Annotated in this window: 18 protein-coding genes; 14 read left to right on the top strand and 4 right to left on the bottom strand. The window is 66.8% G+C overall.

Annotated features, from left to right (window positions below; genetic code table 11):
- Positions 1-18: 18 nt before the first annotated feature.
- Positions 19-261: a hypothetical protein gene (locus GEV05_07905; protein MPZ43308.1), complete on the bottom strand. Its 243-nt coding sequence runs from the start codon at positions 259-261 to the stop codon at positions 19-21.
- Positions 262-325: 64 nt separating this feature from the next.
- Positions 326-1,240 (bottom strand): EamA family transporter, encoded by a 915-nt coding sequence (locus tag GEV05_07900; protein ID MPZ43307.1) that lies wholly within the window; start codon positions 1,238-1,240, stop codon positions 326-328.
- Positions 1,241-1,408: 168 nt separating this feature from the next.
- Between GEV05_07900 and GEV05_07895 the strand changes: the two genes are divergently transcribed.
- The gene (locus GEV05_07895) at positions 1,409-2,311 is read left to right on the top strand and encodes a TauD/TfdA family dioxygenase (protein ID MPZ43306.1); all 903 of its coding nucleotides are present in this window, start codon (positions 1,409-1,411) and stop codon (positions 2,309-2,311) included.
- A 42-nt stretch (positions 2,312-2,353) separates the two neighbouring features.
- Positions 2,354-2,815, top strand: coding sequence for a heme-binding protein (locus GEV05_07890; GenBank protein MPZ43305.1), 462 nt, complete (start codon positions 2,354-2,356; stop codon positions 2,813-2,815).
- 153 nt (positions 2,816-2,968) lie between these two features.
- Here the strand turns inward: GEV05_07890 and phbB are convergent, their stop codons facing one another.
- Positions 2,969-3,706 (bottom strand): acetoacetyl-CoA reductase, encoded by a 738-nt coding sequence (gene phbB, locus GEV05_07885; GenBank protein ID MPZ43304.1) that lies wholly within the window; start codon positions 3,704-3,706, stop codon positions 2,969-2,971.
- 461 nt (positions 3,707-4,167) lie between these two features.
- Here phbB and GEV05_07880 point away from each other — a divergent pair, with 461 nt between their 5' ends.
- The 12 genes from GEV05_07880 (at position 4,168) to GEV05_07825 (ending at position 14,941) form a co-directional block, all read left to right on the top strand.
- Complete coding sequence (locus GEV05_07880; protein MPZ43303.1) at positions 4,168-6,192, top strand: heme lyase CcmF/NrfE family subunit; 2,025 nt, start codon at positions 4,168-4,170, stop codon at positions 6,190-6,192.
- Between the two features lie 143 nt (positions 6,193-6,335).
- Positions 6,336-6,773: a cytochrome c-type biogenesis protein CcmH gene (locus tag GEV05_07875; GenBank protein MPZ43302.1), complete on the top strand. Its 438-nt coding sequence runs from the start codon at positions 6,336-6,338 to the stop codon at positions 6,771-6,773.
- Positions 6,653-8,041 (top strand): c-type cytochrome biogenesis protein CcmI, encoded by a 1,389-nt coding sequence (gene ccmI, locus GEV05_07870; GenBank protein ID MPZ43301.1) that lies wholly within the window; start codon positions 6,653-6,655, stop codon positions 8,039-8,041. Before GEV05_07875 ends, ccmI begins: the two co-directional genes overlap by 121 nt.
- On the top strand, positions 8,025-8,747 hold the full coding sequence (ccmA, locus tag GEV05_07865; protein ID MPZ43300.1) for a cytochrome c biogenesis heme-transporting ATPase CcmA: 723 nt from the start codon (positions 8,025-8,027) through the stop codon (positions 8,745-8,747). Before ccmI ends, ccmA begins: the two co-directional genes overlap by 17 nt.
- Before the next feature lie 16 nt (positions 8,748-8,763).
- Positions 8,764-9,432, top strand: a complete 669-nt coding sequence (gene ccmB, locus GEV05_07860; protein MPZ43299.1) for a heme exporter protein CcmB — start codon at positions 8,764-8,766, stop codon at positions 9,430-9,432.
- Between the two features lie 183 nt (positions 9,433-9,615).
- Positions 9,616-10,368 (top strand): heme ABC transporter permease, encoded by a 753-nt coding sequence (locus GEV05_07855; protein MPZ43298.1) that lies wholly within the window; start codon positions 9,616-9,618, stop codon positions 10,366-10,368.
- Complete coding sequence (ccmD, locus tag GEV05_07850) at positions 10,365-10,526, top strand: heme exporter protein CcmD (protein MPZ43297.1); 162 nt, start codon at positions 10,365-10,367, stop codon at positions 10,524-10,526. Before GEV05_07855 ends, ccmD begins: the two co-directional genes overlap by 4 nt.
- On the top strand, positions 10,522-11,001 hold the full coding sequence (ccmE, locus tag GEV05_07845; GenBank protein ID MPZ43296.1) for a cytochrome c maturation protein CcmE: 480 nt from the start codon (positions 10,522-10,524) through the stop codon (positions 10,999-11,001). The genes ccmD and ccmE overlap by 5 nt, the downstream gene beginning before the upstream one ends.
- A gap of 3 nt (positions 11,002-11,004) precedes the next feature.
- The gene (locus GEV05_07840) at positions 11,005-11,529 is read left to right on the top strand and encodes a DsbE family thiol:disulfide interchange protein (protein MPZ43295.1); all 525 of its coding nucleotides are present in this window, start codon (positions 11,005-11,007) and stop codon (positions 11,527-11,529) included.
- A 182-nt stretch (positions 11,530-11,711) separates the two neighbouring features.
- Positions 11,712-12,755 (top strand): tripartite tricarboxylate transporter substrate binding protein, encoded by a 1,044-nt coding sequence (locus tag GEV05_07835; protein ID MPZ43294.1) that lies wholly within the window; start codon positions 11,712-11,714, stop codon positions 12,753-12,755.
- A gap of 52 nt (positions 12,756-12,807) precedes the next feature.
- Positions 12,808-13,821 carry a tripartite tricarboxylate transporter substrate binding protein gene (locus GEV05_07830; protein ID MPZ43293.1) on the top strand — a complete coding sequence of 338 codons (1,014 nt, stop codon included), beginning with the start codon at positions 12,808-12,810 and terminating at the stop codon, positions 13,819-13,821.
- Positions 13,822-13,942: 121 nt separating this feature from the next.
- The gene (locus tag GEV05_07825; GenBank protein MPZ43292.1) at positions 13,943-14,941 is read left to right on the top strand and encodes a tripartite tricarboxylate transporter substrate binding protein; all 999 of its coding nucleotides are present in this window, start codon (positions 13,943-13,945) and stop codon (positions 14,939-14,941) included.
- A 218-nt stretch (positions 14,942-15,159) separates the two neighbouring features.
- Here the strand turns inward: GEV05_07825 and GEV05_07820 are convergent.
- Positions 15,160-15,731, bottom strand: a 572-nt coding sequence (locus GEV05_07820) for an altronate dehydratase (protein MPZ43291.1), incomplete at its 5' end; no start/stop codon positions are given.

The following is a 15,731-nucleotide window of genomic DNA, read 5'->3' as shown; positions in this document are numbered from 1 at the left end:
GAAGTCTTGGCAGCGAGTTCATCGTGAAGCGCCGGAGAGATCGGCATTGCGCAAGTCGGCTCCGCGCAGCACCGCTCCCCGCAAATTCGTACGCTGAAGGTTGGCGCGGGCCAGATTGGCGTCGCGCAGCGTGGCGCCGCTCAAGTCGGCGCCCACAAATGACGCACCGCGACGGCGAAGCGCAGGTCGGCCGCGTTCGGCAATTTTTCCGGCCAGACTACTTAACACACACCGTGCCCGGCCCGGTTGCGAAAGTCTCATTGCAGCTGCAGACCGGTTTCTTTAACCACCTGGCGCCAGCGCGCGACTCCGCGGCCGTTCCATTTCAGCGGCCCAGCGTGACGACGACAAGCCCGATACAGAGCGACGCGATGCCGATCAACTCGATGCGCGTCAGCCGTTCGCGGAAGAACCGCCGCGAAATGATATAGGCAAAAAGTAGCTCCACCAACGCGAGCGTGCGCACGTGAGCGATCGGCTCGATCGCCATGGCGACGAACCAGGCTGCCGACGCGGCCGCGCCCGTGAACCCGACCAGGAGCGATTTGCGCCATGCCCGCATGACGGCGAGTACGGTATCCGGCGTGCGCCGTGCGATCCAGCCGCCGAGCAGCAACGTCTGGCTCACTTGCGCTACCACCAGCCCGAATGCCGCGGCCATCGGATAGGCGGCGTCCAGCGCCAGCGCGGCGCCGCGATAGCCCACCGAAGCGAAGCTGAAGCAGGTGCCGCAAGCCAGGCCGAGCAAGGCGACCCGGCTGGTCCACCCGCGCGCGAGCGCGCGTAGCGGATACTTGCGATCGATCGGCGACATCAGCAGCACGCCGAGCGTGCCGAACATGACGGCGATCAGGGAGGCGGGACCGAGCGGATCGCCGAGAAAGAGGAAGCCGAAGAACGCGACCTGCAGCGCCTCGGTCTTGGAGTAGGCGACGCCGAGCGTGAAGTTGCGCTCGTGCACCACCTGCAGCAGCAGCGCGGTGCCGCCGATCTGGCTGACCGCTCCGAGGAGAATCCAGCCCGCCAAGGGCCAGTTCGGAGCGGGCAGGGGAAAGCCGCCGAGCCCGTGCACCAGCGCGAGCCACGCTAAGGCGAACGGAATGCCGTACACGAAGCGCACCAGCGTGGCGCCGAGCGTGCCGAGCGTTGGCGTGAGGTGCTTCTGGGTTGCATTGCGGATCGTCTGGGCGAACGCAGCGAACAGCGTGACCGGAATCCACAGGTGCTCCGGGGGAACCAACGATGGTCTCGGCTCTTCTTTTCGATTCGCGCGCGCAAAGCGCAAATCCCGTTGCAGTGTGCGCGGGCGTTTCCCGGCTCGAGGGCGCTAGAATAGCGGCTCGCATGCAGCGAGTCGCGAACGAGCGGCCGTGTTCCGCGCGGCTGCGATTGGCATGAAGGAGGCAAGGTGACCCGTGTAGAGCCAAGCGGCAAGATTCTCGGTGCCAGCGTGACCGGCATCGATCTGGCCCGGCCGCTGAGGGCGGACGATTTCGCGCTCATCCTGCGTTCGCTGGGTGCTTACGGCGTGCTGTGCTTCCCCGGCCAGCATCTGGACTCCGCGCAGCTGCGCGACTTCTCCGCGCGCTTCGGCCGCATCCAGCGCTCGGTCACCGGCAAGCTCGCCGATCCGCAGGTGCCCGAAGTCGGAATCCTGTCCAACATCGTCGAGAACGGACAGCCGCTCGGGCTCGCCGACGCGGGCCAGGACTGGCATACGGACATGTCGTACAACGAGACGGTCGGTTTCCTCAACGTGCTCTATGCCGTCAAGGTGCCGGTTCGCGACGGCAAGCCGCTCGGCGCAACGCTGTTCGCGAACATGCACGCGGCCTACGACGGCCTCGATCCCGATTTGAAGAGTCGGCTCGAAGGCATGACGGCGACCCACGACTTCAACAAGTTCTGGGAGAACATGCGCACGCGCCCGGGCAGCATTCGCCCGCCGCTCACGCCCGAGCAGCGCAGCACGCGTCCGCCGTCGGTGCATCCGGTCTTTCTCACCCATCCCATCACCGGCCGCCGAGTGCTCTACTGCAATCCCGGCTATGCGATCCGCATCAACGAGCTGGACGAGGCCGAGAGCGAGCGCGTGCTGGAGCGCCTGTTCGCGCACCAGCTGCAGGAAAAATTCCTCTACGCGCACTCCTGGACGGTCGGCGACGTGCTGGTCTGGGACCACGTCGGCACCTTGCACAACGCGATTCCGGACTACGGAGCGCACGAGCACCGGCTGATGAAGCGCTGCCAGGTGATGGCCGACCGGGTGTTCGAGCCGGACTTCCTGCCGCAAGCGCTGGCCGCGCACTGACACGGGACGAAGCGGCCGCACGGGCCGCGAGGGGGAGCGCACATGATCACACTGGTGCAGGCCGAGGCTGTCATCGATGCGATATTGAAGCGCGGGCGCGAGCTCGCCTGCCGGCCGCTCAGCGTGGTGGTGGTCGAGCCCGGAGCGAAGGTGAAGGCGTTCAAGAAGGAAGACGGCTCGGCCATGATGCGCTTCGAGATGGCCTTCGGCAAAGCTTATGCCGCGCTGGCCCTCGGCCGCTCATCGGATCTCGTACGCATACGCACGAAAGAACGTCCGCTCTTTATGAATTATCTTCTGCAGGCTTCGGGCGGTCAGATCTTCCCCGAAGGCGGCGGCATGCTGATCCGCGATACGCACGGCGACGTGATCGGCGCGGTCGGCGTGACCGGCGACAGGCAGGAGCGCGATCAGGAGCTGGCGGCGTTCGGCATACGCGCCGCGGGGCTTCGCACCGACGAGGATTGCGGCGATCTCGACGTTCCGGTACGGCTGGAAAACTGAACAGGAAGGGATGGGACCGGTTTCGTGTCGATGCCGGCATCATGCTGACGCCTGACGATTCGCAGTGCGACAAAGTTGTTCCCTCGTGGAAACGAGGGTCCAGGCGAAGGCGGTTTCTTGCTCTGGATTCCCGCCTGCGCGGGAATGACGACGCTAGCCCATGTGCAGGCCCCCGTTGAGCGAGAAGTCCGCCCCGGTGGCGAAGCCCGCTTCTTCCGAAGCGATCCAGGCAACGATCGAGGCGATCTCGCCCGGCTCGCCGAGACGCTTGACCGGAATCGTGCCGACGATCTTCTCCAGCACGTCGGGCCGTATCGAGCGCACCATTTCCGTGCCGATGTAGCCCGGCGAGACCGTGTTGACGGTCACGCCCTTGGTCGCGACCTCCTGCGCGAGCGCCATCGTGAAGCCATGAATGCCGGCCTTGGCGGTGGAGTAGTTGGTCTGGCCGAACTGACCCTTCTGGCCGTTCACCGACGAGATGTTGACGATGCGCCCCCAGCCGCGATCGAGCATGTCGTCGATCACCTGCTTGGTGACGTTGAAGAGGCTATTCAGGTTGGTGTTGATAACGCCTTCCCAATCGGCGCGCGTCATCTTGCGAAACAGCCCGTCGCGGGTGATGCCGGCATTGTTCACCAGCACGTCGATCGGCCCGTGTTCGGTCTTGACCACCTTGAACGCTTCGACGGTGGAATCCCATTCGCCGACGTTGCCGACCGACACAAGGAAGGTGTAGCCGGCGGCTTTCTGTTCGTCGAGCCATTTGCGGTGGTCGCGTGTCGGGCCGCAACCCGCGATCACCTTGAATCCGTCCCGATGCAGGCGCTGGCAGATCGCCGTGCCAATTCCGCCCATCCCGCCCGTCACGTATGCCAGTCGTTGTGCCATCGTCGTCTCCGTCGATTCGCGCCGCCCGCCCGCTGTGGTTCGTCTCTTGCAAGCATTCGCCGCCAGCCGCGTCGTTGGCCTATCGTAGACGATTCAGCCGCGCGCGCAAGCGGCCACGACCGAGCCCGGGCGGCCGTGGCGGCGATCATCGGGTCGATGCGCACGGGGCGGGGAATGTTGTCGAGAAACCGGTTGCCGAGGTCCTGCAAGCCGCGCATCGATCTTGCCCGCGATGTGCTTGCGCACGCTGGCGGCGATGCAGATGCCGCGCGCTGGCGCGGGTGCAGATGCCGCGCGCTGGCGCGGGTGCAGATGCCGCGCGCTGGCGCGGGGGCGGGGCTCTAGGCTAAGATAGTGGTCGCATCGCCTGGCTGTCGACGACATCACGATTCCACGATTCCGGTGGAAGTTTCCGCTGCGGCGGGCGGCGCCAACGCCCCTGTGGCGCTCGAACGATCCGGATGATCCCCGAACTCGGCCACTTCGCCCTGATTCTGGCGGCTGTCGTTGCCATGCTGCAAGGCACGCTGCCCTTCGTCGGCGCCGCCCGCGGCGATGTCGGGCTCATGTCGCTCTCGCGCGTCGCCGCCTGCGTTCAGGCCATCCTGATCGCCTTTGCCTTCGGCTGTCTCGCGGCCGCTTTCCTCGGTAACGATTTCTCGGTGCTGTACGTCGCGTCCAACTCCAACAGCCGCCTGCCCGAGATCTACCGTTTCACCGCCGTCTGGGGCGGGCACGAAGGCTCGATGCTGCTGTGGATGCTGATGCTCGGCGGCTGGTCGGCGGCCGTGGCCTTGTTCTCGCGCCATCTGCCGCTCACGATGGTCGCCCGCGTCCTCGGCGTGCTGGGCCTGGTGAGCCTGGGCTTCCACCTGTTCCTGCTGCTCACGTCCAATCCGTTCGAGCGCCTGCTGCCGATGCCCGCGGACGGCCGCGACCTGAACCCGCTGCTGCAGGATCCGGGGATGATCATCCATCCGCCGATGCTTTACATGGGCTATGTCGGCTTCTCGGTCGTGTTCGCGTTCGCGATTGCCGCGCTGCTCGGTGGCAAGCTCGACGCGACCTGGGCGCGCTGGTCGCGGCCCTGGACCACGGTCGCCTGGATGTTCCTCACGCTCGGCATCGCGCTCGGCAGCGCCTGGGCCTACTACGAGCTCGGCTGGGGCGGGTGGTGGTTCTGGGATCCGGTCGAGAACGCCTCCTTCATGCCGTGGCTGGTGGGCACGGCGCTGATCCATTCGCTGGCCGTGACCGAGAAGCGCGGCGCCTTCAAGGCGTGGACGGTGCTGCTCGCGATCCTCGCCTTTTCCATGAGCCTGCTCGGTACCTTCCTGGTGCGCTCGGGCGTGCTCACCTCGGTGCACGCGTTCGCGACCGATCCGCGCCGCGGCGTTTTCATCCTTGCGTTCCTGGTGCTGGTGATCGGCGGCTCGCTCGCGCTGTTCGCCGTCCGCGCGCCGAAAGTCGGGCTCGGCGGATCATTCGAGCCGGTGTCGCGCGAATCGATGCTGCTCGGAAACAACGTTCTGCTGATGGTGGCGGCGGCCTCGGTGCTGCTCGGTACGCTCTACCCGCTGGTGCTGGACGCGCTCGGCATGGGCAAGATTTCGGTCGGCCCGCCGTACTTCGAGACCGTGTTCGCACCATTGATGACGCCGGTCGTCTTTCTCATGGGTGTCGGCGCGATGACGCGCTGGAAGAGCGCATCGGTGAGCGATCTCACGCGGCGGCTGCGCTGGGCGGTTGCGGTGAGCGTCGTGACGGCCGTCGTCATGCCGCTGGCGATGGGCGCGTGGTCGCCGGGGGTTGCGTTCGGCATGTTGCTCGCCGCCTGGGTGTTGAGCGCGACGGCGGCGAATCTGGTCGAGCGCATGCGAGCGCGCGCCGCGCAATCGCGCGGCTGGTGGCCGCGACTGCGCGAGCTGCCGGGCGCCTACATCGGCATGCTGCTCGCGCACGCGGGCGTGGGCGTGTTCATCGTGGGCGTGACCCTCGTCAATGGCTACGAGAGCGAGAAGGACGTGCGCATGACGATCGGGAGCACGATGGAGCTCGGCGGCTACGCGTTCCGTCTGGCGGCGGTCGAGGACGTGCAAGGCCCCAACTACGAGGCCGCGCGCGGGCGCATCGAGGCCATGCGCAATGGGCGCGTGCAGAGCGTGCTGCATCCGGAGAAGCGCTTCTACCCGGTACAGAAGCAGACGCTGACCGAGGCCGCCATCGACAGCGGCTTGTTCGGCGACATCTATGTCGCGCTCGGCGAGCAGGTAGCCGGCGACGCCTGGACCGTTCGCGTGCATCTGAAGCCGTTCGTCGACTGGATCTGGGCCGGATGCGTGCTGATGGCGCTCGGCGGCCTGATCGCCGTATGCGACCGGCGTTACCGGCGCTTCAAGCGTCCAGCGTCCGAGCGCGTGCCCGGCACGATGGAGCCGGCGCGCGAACTGCCCGTAACGGGCGCGGCACGGAGCGCGCAAGGATGACCGGGGTCAGACCACGTTTTTCCGCAAACAGGGTCAAAAATGGGGACGCACACAATTTCCTCGGCTACCTGGCCGAAATTGTGTGCGTCCCCATTTTCCTTGGAAAAACGTGGTCTGTCTCCATTTTGTTGCTGCTTGCTTTGATGGTGGCGCCGATGGGGCATGCGGCCGAGGGCACGGCCCCGGCAACGGATCCGCAGCTCGAAGCCCAGGTCCAGCGCGTGGCCTCGGAGCTGCGCTGCCTGGTGTGCCAGAACCAGACCATCGCCGACTCCAATGCCGAGCTGGCTCAGGATCTGCGCGGGCAGGTGCGCGCGATGTTCGCAAGCGGCAAGTCGGAGGCGGAGGTGCGCGACTTCATGGTCGCGCGCTACGGCGACTTCATCCTCTACCGGCCGCCATTCAAGGCAACCACCCTGCTGCTCTGGATCGGGCCGTTCGTGCTCCTGCTCGCGGGAATATGGGGATTGCGGCGCATCGCTATCAATCGCCGGCGCATCGTCGGCGAGGCGAGCCTCAGCCCCGACGAGCAGGCGCGGTTGCGCCGAATCATGGCCGGTGCGGAGAACGAGGCGCGGTGAGCACATTCTGGGTCGTCGCCGCGGCCTTGACGCTGGCGGTGATGGGCGTGCTGGCCGTTCCGCTGCTGCGGCGCGCCGCAGCAGCGCCCGAGGTGGACCAGGATCGATCGAACGTCGCACTGTTCGAAGATCAGCTGACCGAGCTCGAGCGCGACCGCGATCAGGGGGTGCTGTCGGGAGCGCAGTTCGAGCAGGCGCGGACCGAGCTCGGCCGACGCCTGCTGGCCGACGTCGATCGCGACCGGAAAGGACCCGCAGCCCCCACCGCACCGGCCGGCGCATGGCGTTTCGCGGCGCTCGCCTGTGTGCCGATCGCCGCGGTCGCCGCCTACCTCGTGCTCGGGATGCCGCAAGCGATCGATCCCGCGCTTCTGAGCGCGAAGGGCGGCGCCGGGGAACAAGCGGCCAGGCTCGACGTGCTTATGCAGCGCCTGGTGCAGCGCCTGGAGGCCAATCCCGACGATGCCGAGGCCTCGGTCCTGCTCGCGCGCTCGCTGCAGCTGCTGGGGCGTGCGCCCGAGGCCGCGAAAGCATTCGCGCGGGCGATCGAGCTGGTTCCGGATTCGCCGCAGCTGTACGCAGACTATGCCGATGTCCTGGTCGGCTCGGCCGACGGCACCTGGACGCCGGCTGCCTCCGCGGCGGTGGCGAAGGCGCTCGCGCTCGACCCCTCGAACCCCAAGGCGTTGTGGCTTGCCGGCACCGAGGCCTACATGCGCAACGACTTCCGCACGGCGCTGGCTTACTGGGAGAAGCTCGCGCCGATGACCGAGCCCGGATCGGAAGTGGCTCGCATCGTCCAGCAGAACATCGAGGACGTGCGTGCGCGCGTTGCGCCCGACCCGGCCGGTGCGCCGGCGCGCACCGAGGCGGCGCGTGCCGAGGTGGCGGCCAAGCCTGACGAGAAAGCGACGCCGGTTGCCGCGAGCGCGGTATCCGGCACCGTGGTCCTGGACTCGACGCTTGCCGGAGAAACGAAACCGACCGATACGGTATTCGTGTTCGCGCGTGCCGCCGCGGGGCCGAAGATGCCGCTTGCCATTCGCCGCATCCGGGTCGAGGACCTGCCCTACCGGTTTGCGCTCGACGACGCGGCCGCCATGGCGCCCGGCATGACCATCTCGGCCTTTCCGCAAGTCGTGATCGGCGCGCGCGTATCGCGCAGCGGCGAGGCTAGCCCCAAGCCGGGCGATCTCGAAGGCTACAGCCAGCCGGTGAAGCCCGGGACCGACGGCGTTGCGGTTCGCATCGATGCCCGCGTCCGTTGAAGCGAGCGCCGGGGCCGGGCTCGAGGTGCGCGGCATGCGCTGCGAGCGCGGCGGGCGGACGCTGTTCGATGCGCTCGACTTCGACGTGCCGGCGGCCAGCGCACTGACCGTCGTCGGACCGAACGGCAGCGGCAAGACCACCTTGCTGCGGGCGCTGGCGGGTTTGACCGAAACGAGCATGCGGCGCATCGCGTGGAAGCACGAACCGGTTGCGATTCGAAGCGCCGCCTGGCGCTCGCAGCTCGCCTATATCGGTCACAAGCCGGGCCACAAGGACGAGCTCAGCGTCGGCGAGAATCTGGAGCTCGCGTGTGCGCTGGAAGGCGGGCTGGCGACGGCAGCCGATCGCCGTCGCGTGCTGGGCGAGGTGGGCTTGGCAGCGCGCGGCGATTTGCCGGTGAAGCGTCTGTCGCAGGGACAGAAGCAGCGTCTTGCGCTCGCACGCCTGGCGCTTTCGATGCGCGCACTATGGCTGCTCGACGAGCCCGCGGGGGCGCTCGACGTGGACGCGCGCGCCTTGCTCGGCGCGATTCTGGGGCGCCATCTCGCCCGCCGTGGCGTGGCGGTGATCGCCACGCACGATCCGATCGACCTGGCGGGCGCTTGCACCACGCAACTGCGCCTCGGTGCCCGGGACGTGCGCGCGCTGGCGACGGCGCACGCGCAGGACGCAGCGATCACGGCAGGGCAGGTCGATGCCTGCTGAGGCATCCGGCGCGGGTGTGTGGGCGGGTTTCGCCTGGGGATTGCGCCGCGACTTGCGCCTCGCGGTGCGCTCGATCGCCGAGGTCCTGGTGGTGCTCGGCTTTTTCTTCGTCGTCGTGACGCTGTTTCCCCTCGGCGTCGGTCCGGATCCGCAGATCCTGCAGCTGATCGGGGCCGGCGTCGTCTGGGTGTGCGCGATGCTCGCCTGCCTCATGTCGCTGACGCGGCTGTTCGCGGCCGACTTTGCCGACGGGACGCTGGAGCAGATGCTGCTCGCCGAAATGCCGTTCGGCGCGATCGTATGCGGTAAGATCGGCGCCCATTGGCTCGTCACCGGCGGGCCGCTGATGCTGTGCACGCCGCTGGTGGGCGTGCAGTTCGGTCTCGACGCGGCCGAGGTGGGGGTCCTGCTGCTCACGCTCGCGCTCGGCACGCCGGTGCTGAGCCTGATCGGCGCCATCATGGGCGCGCTGACGCTGGGCTTGCGCGGCGGCGGCGCGCTGCTGGCGCTGCTGCTCCTGCCGCTGTACGTGCCGGTGCTGATTTTCGGCGTGGGAGCGGTCGATTCGTATTCCGCCGGGCTGGGCATCGAGGGCCACCTGTCGATCCTGGGTGCGGAATTGATCGTCGCGCTGGTGGGCGCCCCGCTCGCCACCGCCGCCGCCGTGCGCATTGCGATCGACTAGCGAGCCTTGACCAATGACGGACACGTTCCCGCCCTCACGCCCAACCCCTCCCTTGCAGGGCGCGCATCGGCATGCAGGCCGATGCCGTTCGGCCGGCGCGGACCATGGTCCGAGAATTCCCGGCCTCACCCCGGAGGGAGAGGGGAGCGGCCAGCGTCGGGCGGCTTGTCAGCCACTTGCCGGATAGTCAGTTCGATGGCCTGGATCTACCGCTACGCTTCTCCCGCCGCCTTCTACCCGGTGGCCGGCATGCTGGCGCCCTGGTTCATGGCGGCCGCGGCGCTGCTCGCGGCTTTGGGCATGTACATCGGCCTGTTCGCAGCGCCGACCGATTTCCAGCAGGGCGATGCGTATCGCATCATCTACGTGCACGTGCCGGCGGCGTGGATGTCGATGCTGATCTACGTCGTGATGGCGTTCTATGCCGTGCTGTACTTCACTTTCAACACGCGCCTGTCGGCGATGATGATGAACGCCCTGGCGCCCACGGGGGCGATGTTCACCTTCCTCGCGCTATGGACCGGCGCGCTTTGGGGCCGTCCCACCTGGGGAACCTACTGGGTGTGGGATGCGCGGCTCACCTCGGAGCTGATCCTGCTGTTCCTGTATCTCGGTTTCATGGCGCTGCACGCGGCCATCGAAGACGCGCGCCGCGCCGACAGGGCCGCGGCGCTGGTGGCGATCGTGGGCGTGGTGAACGTGCCGATCATCTATTTTTCGGTGCAGTGGTGGAACACTTTGCACCAGGGAGCGTCTGTCAGTGTGACGGCTTCGCCCACGATGGCGAGCATCATGCTGGCCGGGATGCTGGTGATGGGTCTGGCGGCGTGGATGTACGCGATCGGCGCGGCGCTCATGCGCGTGCAGTCGATCATCGTCGAGCGTGAGGCCGGAGCCGATTGGCTCGGCCGCTATCTGAAAGGTGCAAAGGCATGATGGAATGGCTGGCGATGGGCGGCTATGCAGGCTACGTGTGGGGTTCCTACGCCGTCTGCGTGGCCGCGATCGCGATCGAGCTATGGCGTTTGAGCGCACGCCGGCGCGGCGCGCTTCGATCCGCCCGGGTGGAAGCGGGAGCAGGCGTTGCAGATTAGAGCGCGCCATCGCAGGCTCGCCTGGATCGCCGGCGGCATATTGCTGCTCGGCATCGCCGCGGCGCTGGTGCTGAATGCCTTTCGCAGCAATCTCGTGTTCTTCTATACGCCCAGCCAGGTGTTCGCCGACGAGGCGCCCAAAGGCCGCAATTTCCGCATCGGTGGCCTGGTGGAGCCGGGGAGCCTCACGCGAGCCGGTGGCGGCGTCGCGGTCCAATTCAAGGTCACGGACAACGCGCGTACGGTGCCGGTCGTGTACAACGGCATCCTGCCGGATCTTTTCAAGGAAGGCAAAGGCGTGGTGGCGCAGGGCGAGCTGCGCGCCGACGGCGTGTTCGTCGCCTCGCAGGTTCTGGCCAAGCACGACGAGAACTACATGCCGCCGGAAGCCGAGGAGGCGTTGCGCAAGGCCGGCCACCCGGTGCGCCCGCCGGAACAATTCGTCGACAAGGCGCGTGCGAGCGTGCAGAAGTAAGGAATGAAAGCGCTTCGATTTCTCCTGCCGCTCGCGATCTTCCTCGTGATCGCGTTCTTTCTCTGGCGCGGACTTGCGCTCAATCCGCGCGAGGTGCCTTCGCCGCTCATCGGCAAGCCGGTGCCGGCGTTCAGCGTGCCGCTGCTCGGCGATCCTTCGAAGACGCTGAGCTCTGCGGAGCTGCGCGGCAAGGTCTACCTGCTCAACGTGTGGGGCTCGTGGTGCGTGTCGTGCCGCGACGAGCACCCGGTGCTGGTCGAATACGCCAAGCGCGGTACGATTCCGCTCTATGGCCTGAACTGGAAGGACAAGCGCGACGATGCGATCGCGTGGCTCGAGCGCTTCGGCGATCCGTATGTCGAAAGCGGCGTGGATCGCGATGGGCGGGTGGCGATCGATTTCGGCGTGTACGGCGCGCCGGAAACGTACCTGGTCGATCGCGATGGCATCATCCGCTTCAAGCAGACCGGGCCGCTCACCTGGAAAGTGATCGAAGAGCGCATCGCGCCGCTCGCGGCCAAGCTGTGAGCGAGGCGATTATTGATCGTTCCGTATTGGACGACAGTCCAATACGGACGCGACGCTCCCCTCTCCCCCCGGGGTGAGGCCGGGAATTCGCGGACCATGGTCCGCGCCGGCCGAACGGCATCGGCCTGCATGCCGATGCGCGCCCTGCAAGGGAGGGGTTGGGGGTGAGGGACGAGCGTGACATGAAATGGGAAACGCTCGATAGGGCGGTGTACGGTACCAACCAACATCCGCCGGGAGCGAGGCGGGGAGGAGGAAACATGCGGCGAGTCGTCGGGGTGAATCTGGGTATTGCAATGTGTCTGGCGGCGTGTGGCGCACTTGCACAGAATTTTCCGGTGAAGCCCGTTCGGATCGTCTCGCCGTATCCTCCCGGGGGCGGCAACGATACGCTCGCGCGCACGTTGGCCGCCAAGCTCACGGAGAACCTGGGCCAGCAGGTGATCGTGGACAACCGCCCCGGCGCCAATACCATCATCGGCACCGAGTACGCGGCGCGTTCGGCACCGGACGGCTACACGATGGTGCTGGTGCCGAACGTGCTCGCGATCAATCCTTACCTCTATCCGAAGATCCCCTACGACGCGGTGAAGGATTTCGCGCCGATCACCCTGGTCGGCATTTCGCCTCTGGTGGTGGCGCTGCATCCTTCGGTTCCGGTCAAGGACATGCGCGGATTGCTCGCGCTCGCCCGCTCGCGTCCCGGGCAGGTGCAATACGGCTCCTCGGGCATCGGTTCGGTCGGACACGTCGGCGTGTCGCTGCTGCAGAGCATGACGGACGTGAAGCTGCAGCACATTCCCTACAAGGGCACCGCGCCGATGCTGGTCGATGTCATAAACGGCCAGCTTGCGTTCACCTTCGGTTCCGCACTGGGCACGATGCCGCACGTGAAGAACGGAAGGCTGCGCGCGATCGCGGTCACCTCGGCCAAGCGCTCGCCGGCGCTGCCCGATCTGCCCACCATCGCCGAATCGGGTGTGCCCGGCTACGAGCTCATCCTCTGGTACGGCCTGATCGCGCCGGCGGGCGTGCCGGCCGATATCGTCAGCCGCCTCAATGGCGAGATCGGAAACGTGCTGCGCGACCCGGACATCCGTACCAAGCTCGCGAACCAGGGCGTGGAGGCGAGGCCGAGCACGCCGCAGGAGTTCACCGAGCTGATTCGCGCGGAGCTGAAGAAATTTGCCAAGGTGGTCAAGCAGACCGGCGCCAAGGTGGAGTAGCGACTGCCGGCAAACCGGCTGGCAAGCAATTACGTAAAGGAGGATCGGTTCCATGACGTTTTCGAAAACCTCGCCGTTCGCGCGCTGCGTGCGCGCGGCAGCCGGCATCGCGTTGGGCGCGATCGGCGTCGGCGCAACCCATCCGTCATTCTCGGCCGAGAGCTATCCGAGCCGGCCGGTGCGGCTGATCGTGCCCTACGCAGCGGGCGGCAACGCCGACATCGTCGGGCGCATCGTCGCCGAAGGACTCACCAAGCGCCTCGGCCAGCAGGTCGTGGTCGATAACCGGTCGGGCGCAGCGAGCATCATCGGTACCCAGTTGGCGGCGAACGCGCCCGCCGATGGCTACACGTTACTGCTGGTCGCGAACACGTTCGCGGTCAATCCGAGCCTCGCGCCGAAGCTGCCGTACGACACGTTGAAGGATCTCGTCCCCATCTCGCTCGTGGGACAGACGCCGCAGGTGCTGGTGGTCACGCCCTCGCTGCCGGTCAATTCGGTCAAGGAGTTCATCGCTTACGCCAAGTCGAAACCGAATGTGCTCAATTACGGCTCGACGGGTATCGGCTCGACCGCGAACATGGCCGGTGCGCTTCTGAACTCGATGGCGGGCATCCAGCTCGTGCACGTGCCGTACAAGGGCACCGCGCAAAGCCTCATCGACGTGATCGCCGGCCACTTGCACGTCGCGATTCCGAGCATGACTTCCTCCATCGCGCACATTCGCGCCGGCAAGATCAAGGCGCTGGGGCTCACCAGCAGCAAGCGCTCGGCGCAGCTGCCCGATGTGCCGACCGTTGCCGAGGCCGGCGTGCCCGGGTATCAGGCGGTTATCTGGAACGGCGTGCTGGCGCCTGCGGGGACGCCGAAGCCCGTGCTCGATCGGCTGAGCCGAGAGCTGGCGGCCGCGATGCGCTCGCCCGAAGCCAGCGCGCGCTACGGCTCGATGGGGGCGGAAACGATCGGCAGCACGCCGGAGGAGTTCGCCCGCTTCCTGCGCTCGGAGATCGAGCAGTATGCGCAAGTCATCAAGGAAGCCGGATTGAAGGCCGAGCTCGCGCGCTGAAGCCGCGGTGGCGCTCGTGCGTAGAGGCTGCCCGGCCTTGTAGTTCTTTGCGTGCGCGGCGGGTTGCTATGACGCGCTACGAGTTTGTTTGGGCCAGTGCGGTCATTCGGCAGCACGGCTCATGTTTCGAGGAGGAGAATCGATTTTGCATGTCATCAGACGTTGGATATTGCCGGTCGTCGCTGCAGCAGCCGCATGCTCTGCTCCGGCATTCGCACAGAAGTACCCCGAAAAGCCGATCCGCCTGATCGTTCCTTATCCACCGGGCGGCAACATCGACATCACTGCGCGCACGATCTCGCCGGGCTTGTCCGGGATGCTGGGCACATCGGTCGTGGTCGACAACCGCGCCGGCGCGTCCGGCACGATCGGCGTCGACCTGGTCGCGAAGTCGCCACCCGACGGCTATACGCTGGTGGTCGGATCCACCGGCACGATCACCGGCGCACCGAGCGTCGTTCCGAGGCTGCCGTACGATCCGATCCGCGACCTGGTGGGGATCAGCACGATCACCGATGTGCCTCTCGTGATCGTGGTGCATCCGGCAATGCGGGCGCGCAACATGAAAGAGCTGGTGGCACTCGCTAAGCGCAAGCCCGGTTCGATGACGTTCGGATCGGCGGGTCCGGGCACCACGAATCATCTTGCCGGAGAATTGTTCCAGATCGCGACCGGCGTGAAATTCACCCATATCCCCTACAAAGGCAGCGGGCCGGCGCTGATCGAGCTCATGGGCGGGCAGATTGACGTCGTCTTCGATCAACTGACGGCTTCGATCGGTTACATCCGCGGCGGCAAGCTCCGGGCCATCGGCGTGACTGCGCCGAAGAGCTCGGCCCAGGTGCCCGATGTACCGACGCTCGCCGAGCAGGGGTGCAAGGGCTGCGAAGCGAGCACGTTCACTGGGCTCTTTGCGGTGACGGGCACACCGAAGGCGATCATCGATCGGCTGGCCTCGGCCACAGCCAAGGTGGTCGCATCGAAGCCGGTAGAGGAGCGTTTCGCGAGCCTCGGCGCCGAGGCCAAGAGCAGCACGCCGGACTACCTGGCGCGTTTCGTTCGCGACGACATCGCGCGCTGGCGGCGGGTGGTGAAGGAGGCGGGGATCAAGCTGGAGTGACGCGTGAAGCGCTGCAGACGTGGTGTGCCCGGCTCGGACCACCCCGTCCGCGCGCTGCGCGTCCAGCCCCTCCTTGCCAGGAGGGGAAATCGTCAGCGTCAACGCGCGCTTATGCGGAGCATGGCGCAACTCCGCGATCAGAACCCTTGCTCATCCAAGTCGGCTCGCGGCGCTCTGTCGCCCAGATTCCTGGCCCAACTTCCACTGTGGAGGTTGGGCTAGCCGACGACGCCGATGTTCCAGGGCACGAACTCGTGGTCGCCGAGCCCCAGCTCCTCGCTCTTGCTCTTCTCGCCGGAACAGATCCGGAGCGTGTGCTCGAAGATTTTCTCGCCCATCGCCTTGACGGTGGCGGTGCCGTCCAGGATCTCGCCGCAGTTGATGTCCATGTCTTCGGTCAGCCGCTTGTACATGGGCGTATTGGTGGCGAGCTTGATCGAGGGTACGGGCTTGGCGCCGAAGCATGAGCCGCGTCCGGTCGTGAACAGAATGACGTTGGCGCCGCCTGCGATCTGCCCCGTGGCCGAGCACGGATCGAAGCCGGGCGTATCCATGAACACGAATCCCTTCTGCAGCACCGGCTCGGCGTAGCGGTAAACCTCCATGAGCGGACCGGTGCCGCCTTTCATGGAGGAGCCGAGCGATTTTTCCAGGATGTTCGCCAAGCCCCCGTGCTGGTTGCCGGGGCTCACCACGCCGTTGATCTGGCAGTCGCGCCCGACCGTGTACACGTCCTTCCACCAGCGGATGCGCTCGACCAGTTTTTCGCCCACCTCGCGCGAGCGTGCCC

Source organism: Betaproteobacteria bacterium, from assembly GCA_009377585.1.
GTDB lineage: Bacteria > Pseudomonadota > Gammaproteobacteria > Burkholderiales > WYBJ01 > WYBJ01.
This window is presented reverse-complemented; position numbering and strand designations above follow the sequence as displayed.

Coding starts and splice junctions, on each gene's coding strand:
- GEV05_07905 (MPZ43308.1), bottom strand. CDS start 261: ATGAGACTTTCGCAACCGGGCCGGGCACGGTGTGTGTTAAGTAGTCTG.
- GEV05_07890 (MPZ43305.1), top strand. CDS start 2,354: ATGATCACACTGGTGCAGGCCGAGGCTGTCATCGATGCGATATTGAAG.
- phbB (MPZ43304.1), bottom strand. CDS start 3,706: ATGGCACAACGACTGGCATACGTGACGGGCGGGATGGGCGGAATTGGC.
- GEV05_07880 (MPZ43303.1), top strand. CDS start 4,168: ATGATCCCCGAACTCGGCCACTTCGCCCTGATTCTGGCGGCTGTCGTT.
- GEV05_07875 (MPZ43302.1), top strand. CDS start 6,336: ATGGTGGCGCCGATGGGGCATGCGGCCGAGGGCACGGCCCCGGCAACG.
- ccmI (MPZ43301.1), top strand. CDS start 6,653: ATGGGGATTGCGGCGCATCGCTATCAATCGCCGGCGCATCGTCGGCGA.
- ccmA (MPZ43300.1), top strand. CDS start 8,025: ATGCCCGCGTCCGTTGAAGCGAGCGCCGGGGCCGGGCTCGAGGTGCGC.
- ccmD (MPZ43297.1), top strand. CDS start 10,365: ATGATGGAATGGCTGGCGATGGGCGGCTATGCAGGCTACGTGTGGGGT.
- GEV05_07840 (MPZ43295.1), top strand. CDS start 11,005: ATGAAAGCGCTTCGATTTCTCCTGCCGCTCGCGATCTTCCTCGTGATC.
- GEV05_07835 (MPZ43294.1), top strand. CDS start 11,712: ATGAAATGGGAAACGCTCGATAGGGCGGTGTACGGTACCAACCAACAT.
- GEV05_07830 (MPZ43293.1), top strand. CDS start 12,808: ATGACGTTTTCGAAAACCTCGCCGTTCGCGCGCTGCGTGCGCGCGGCA.
- GEV05_07825 (MPZ43292.1), top strand. CDS start 13,943: ATGTTTCGAGGAGGAGAATCGATTTTGCATGTCATCAGACGTTGGATA.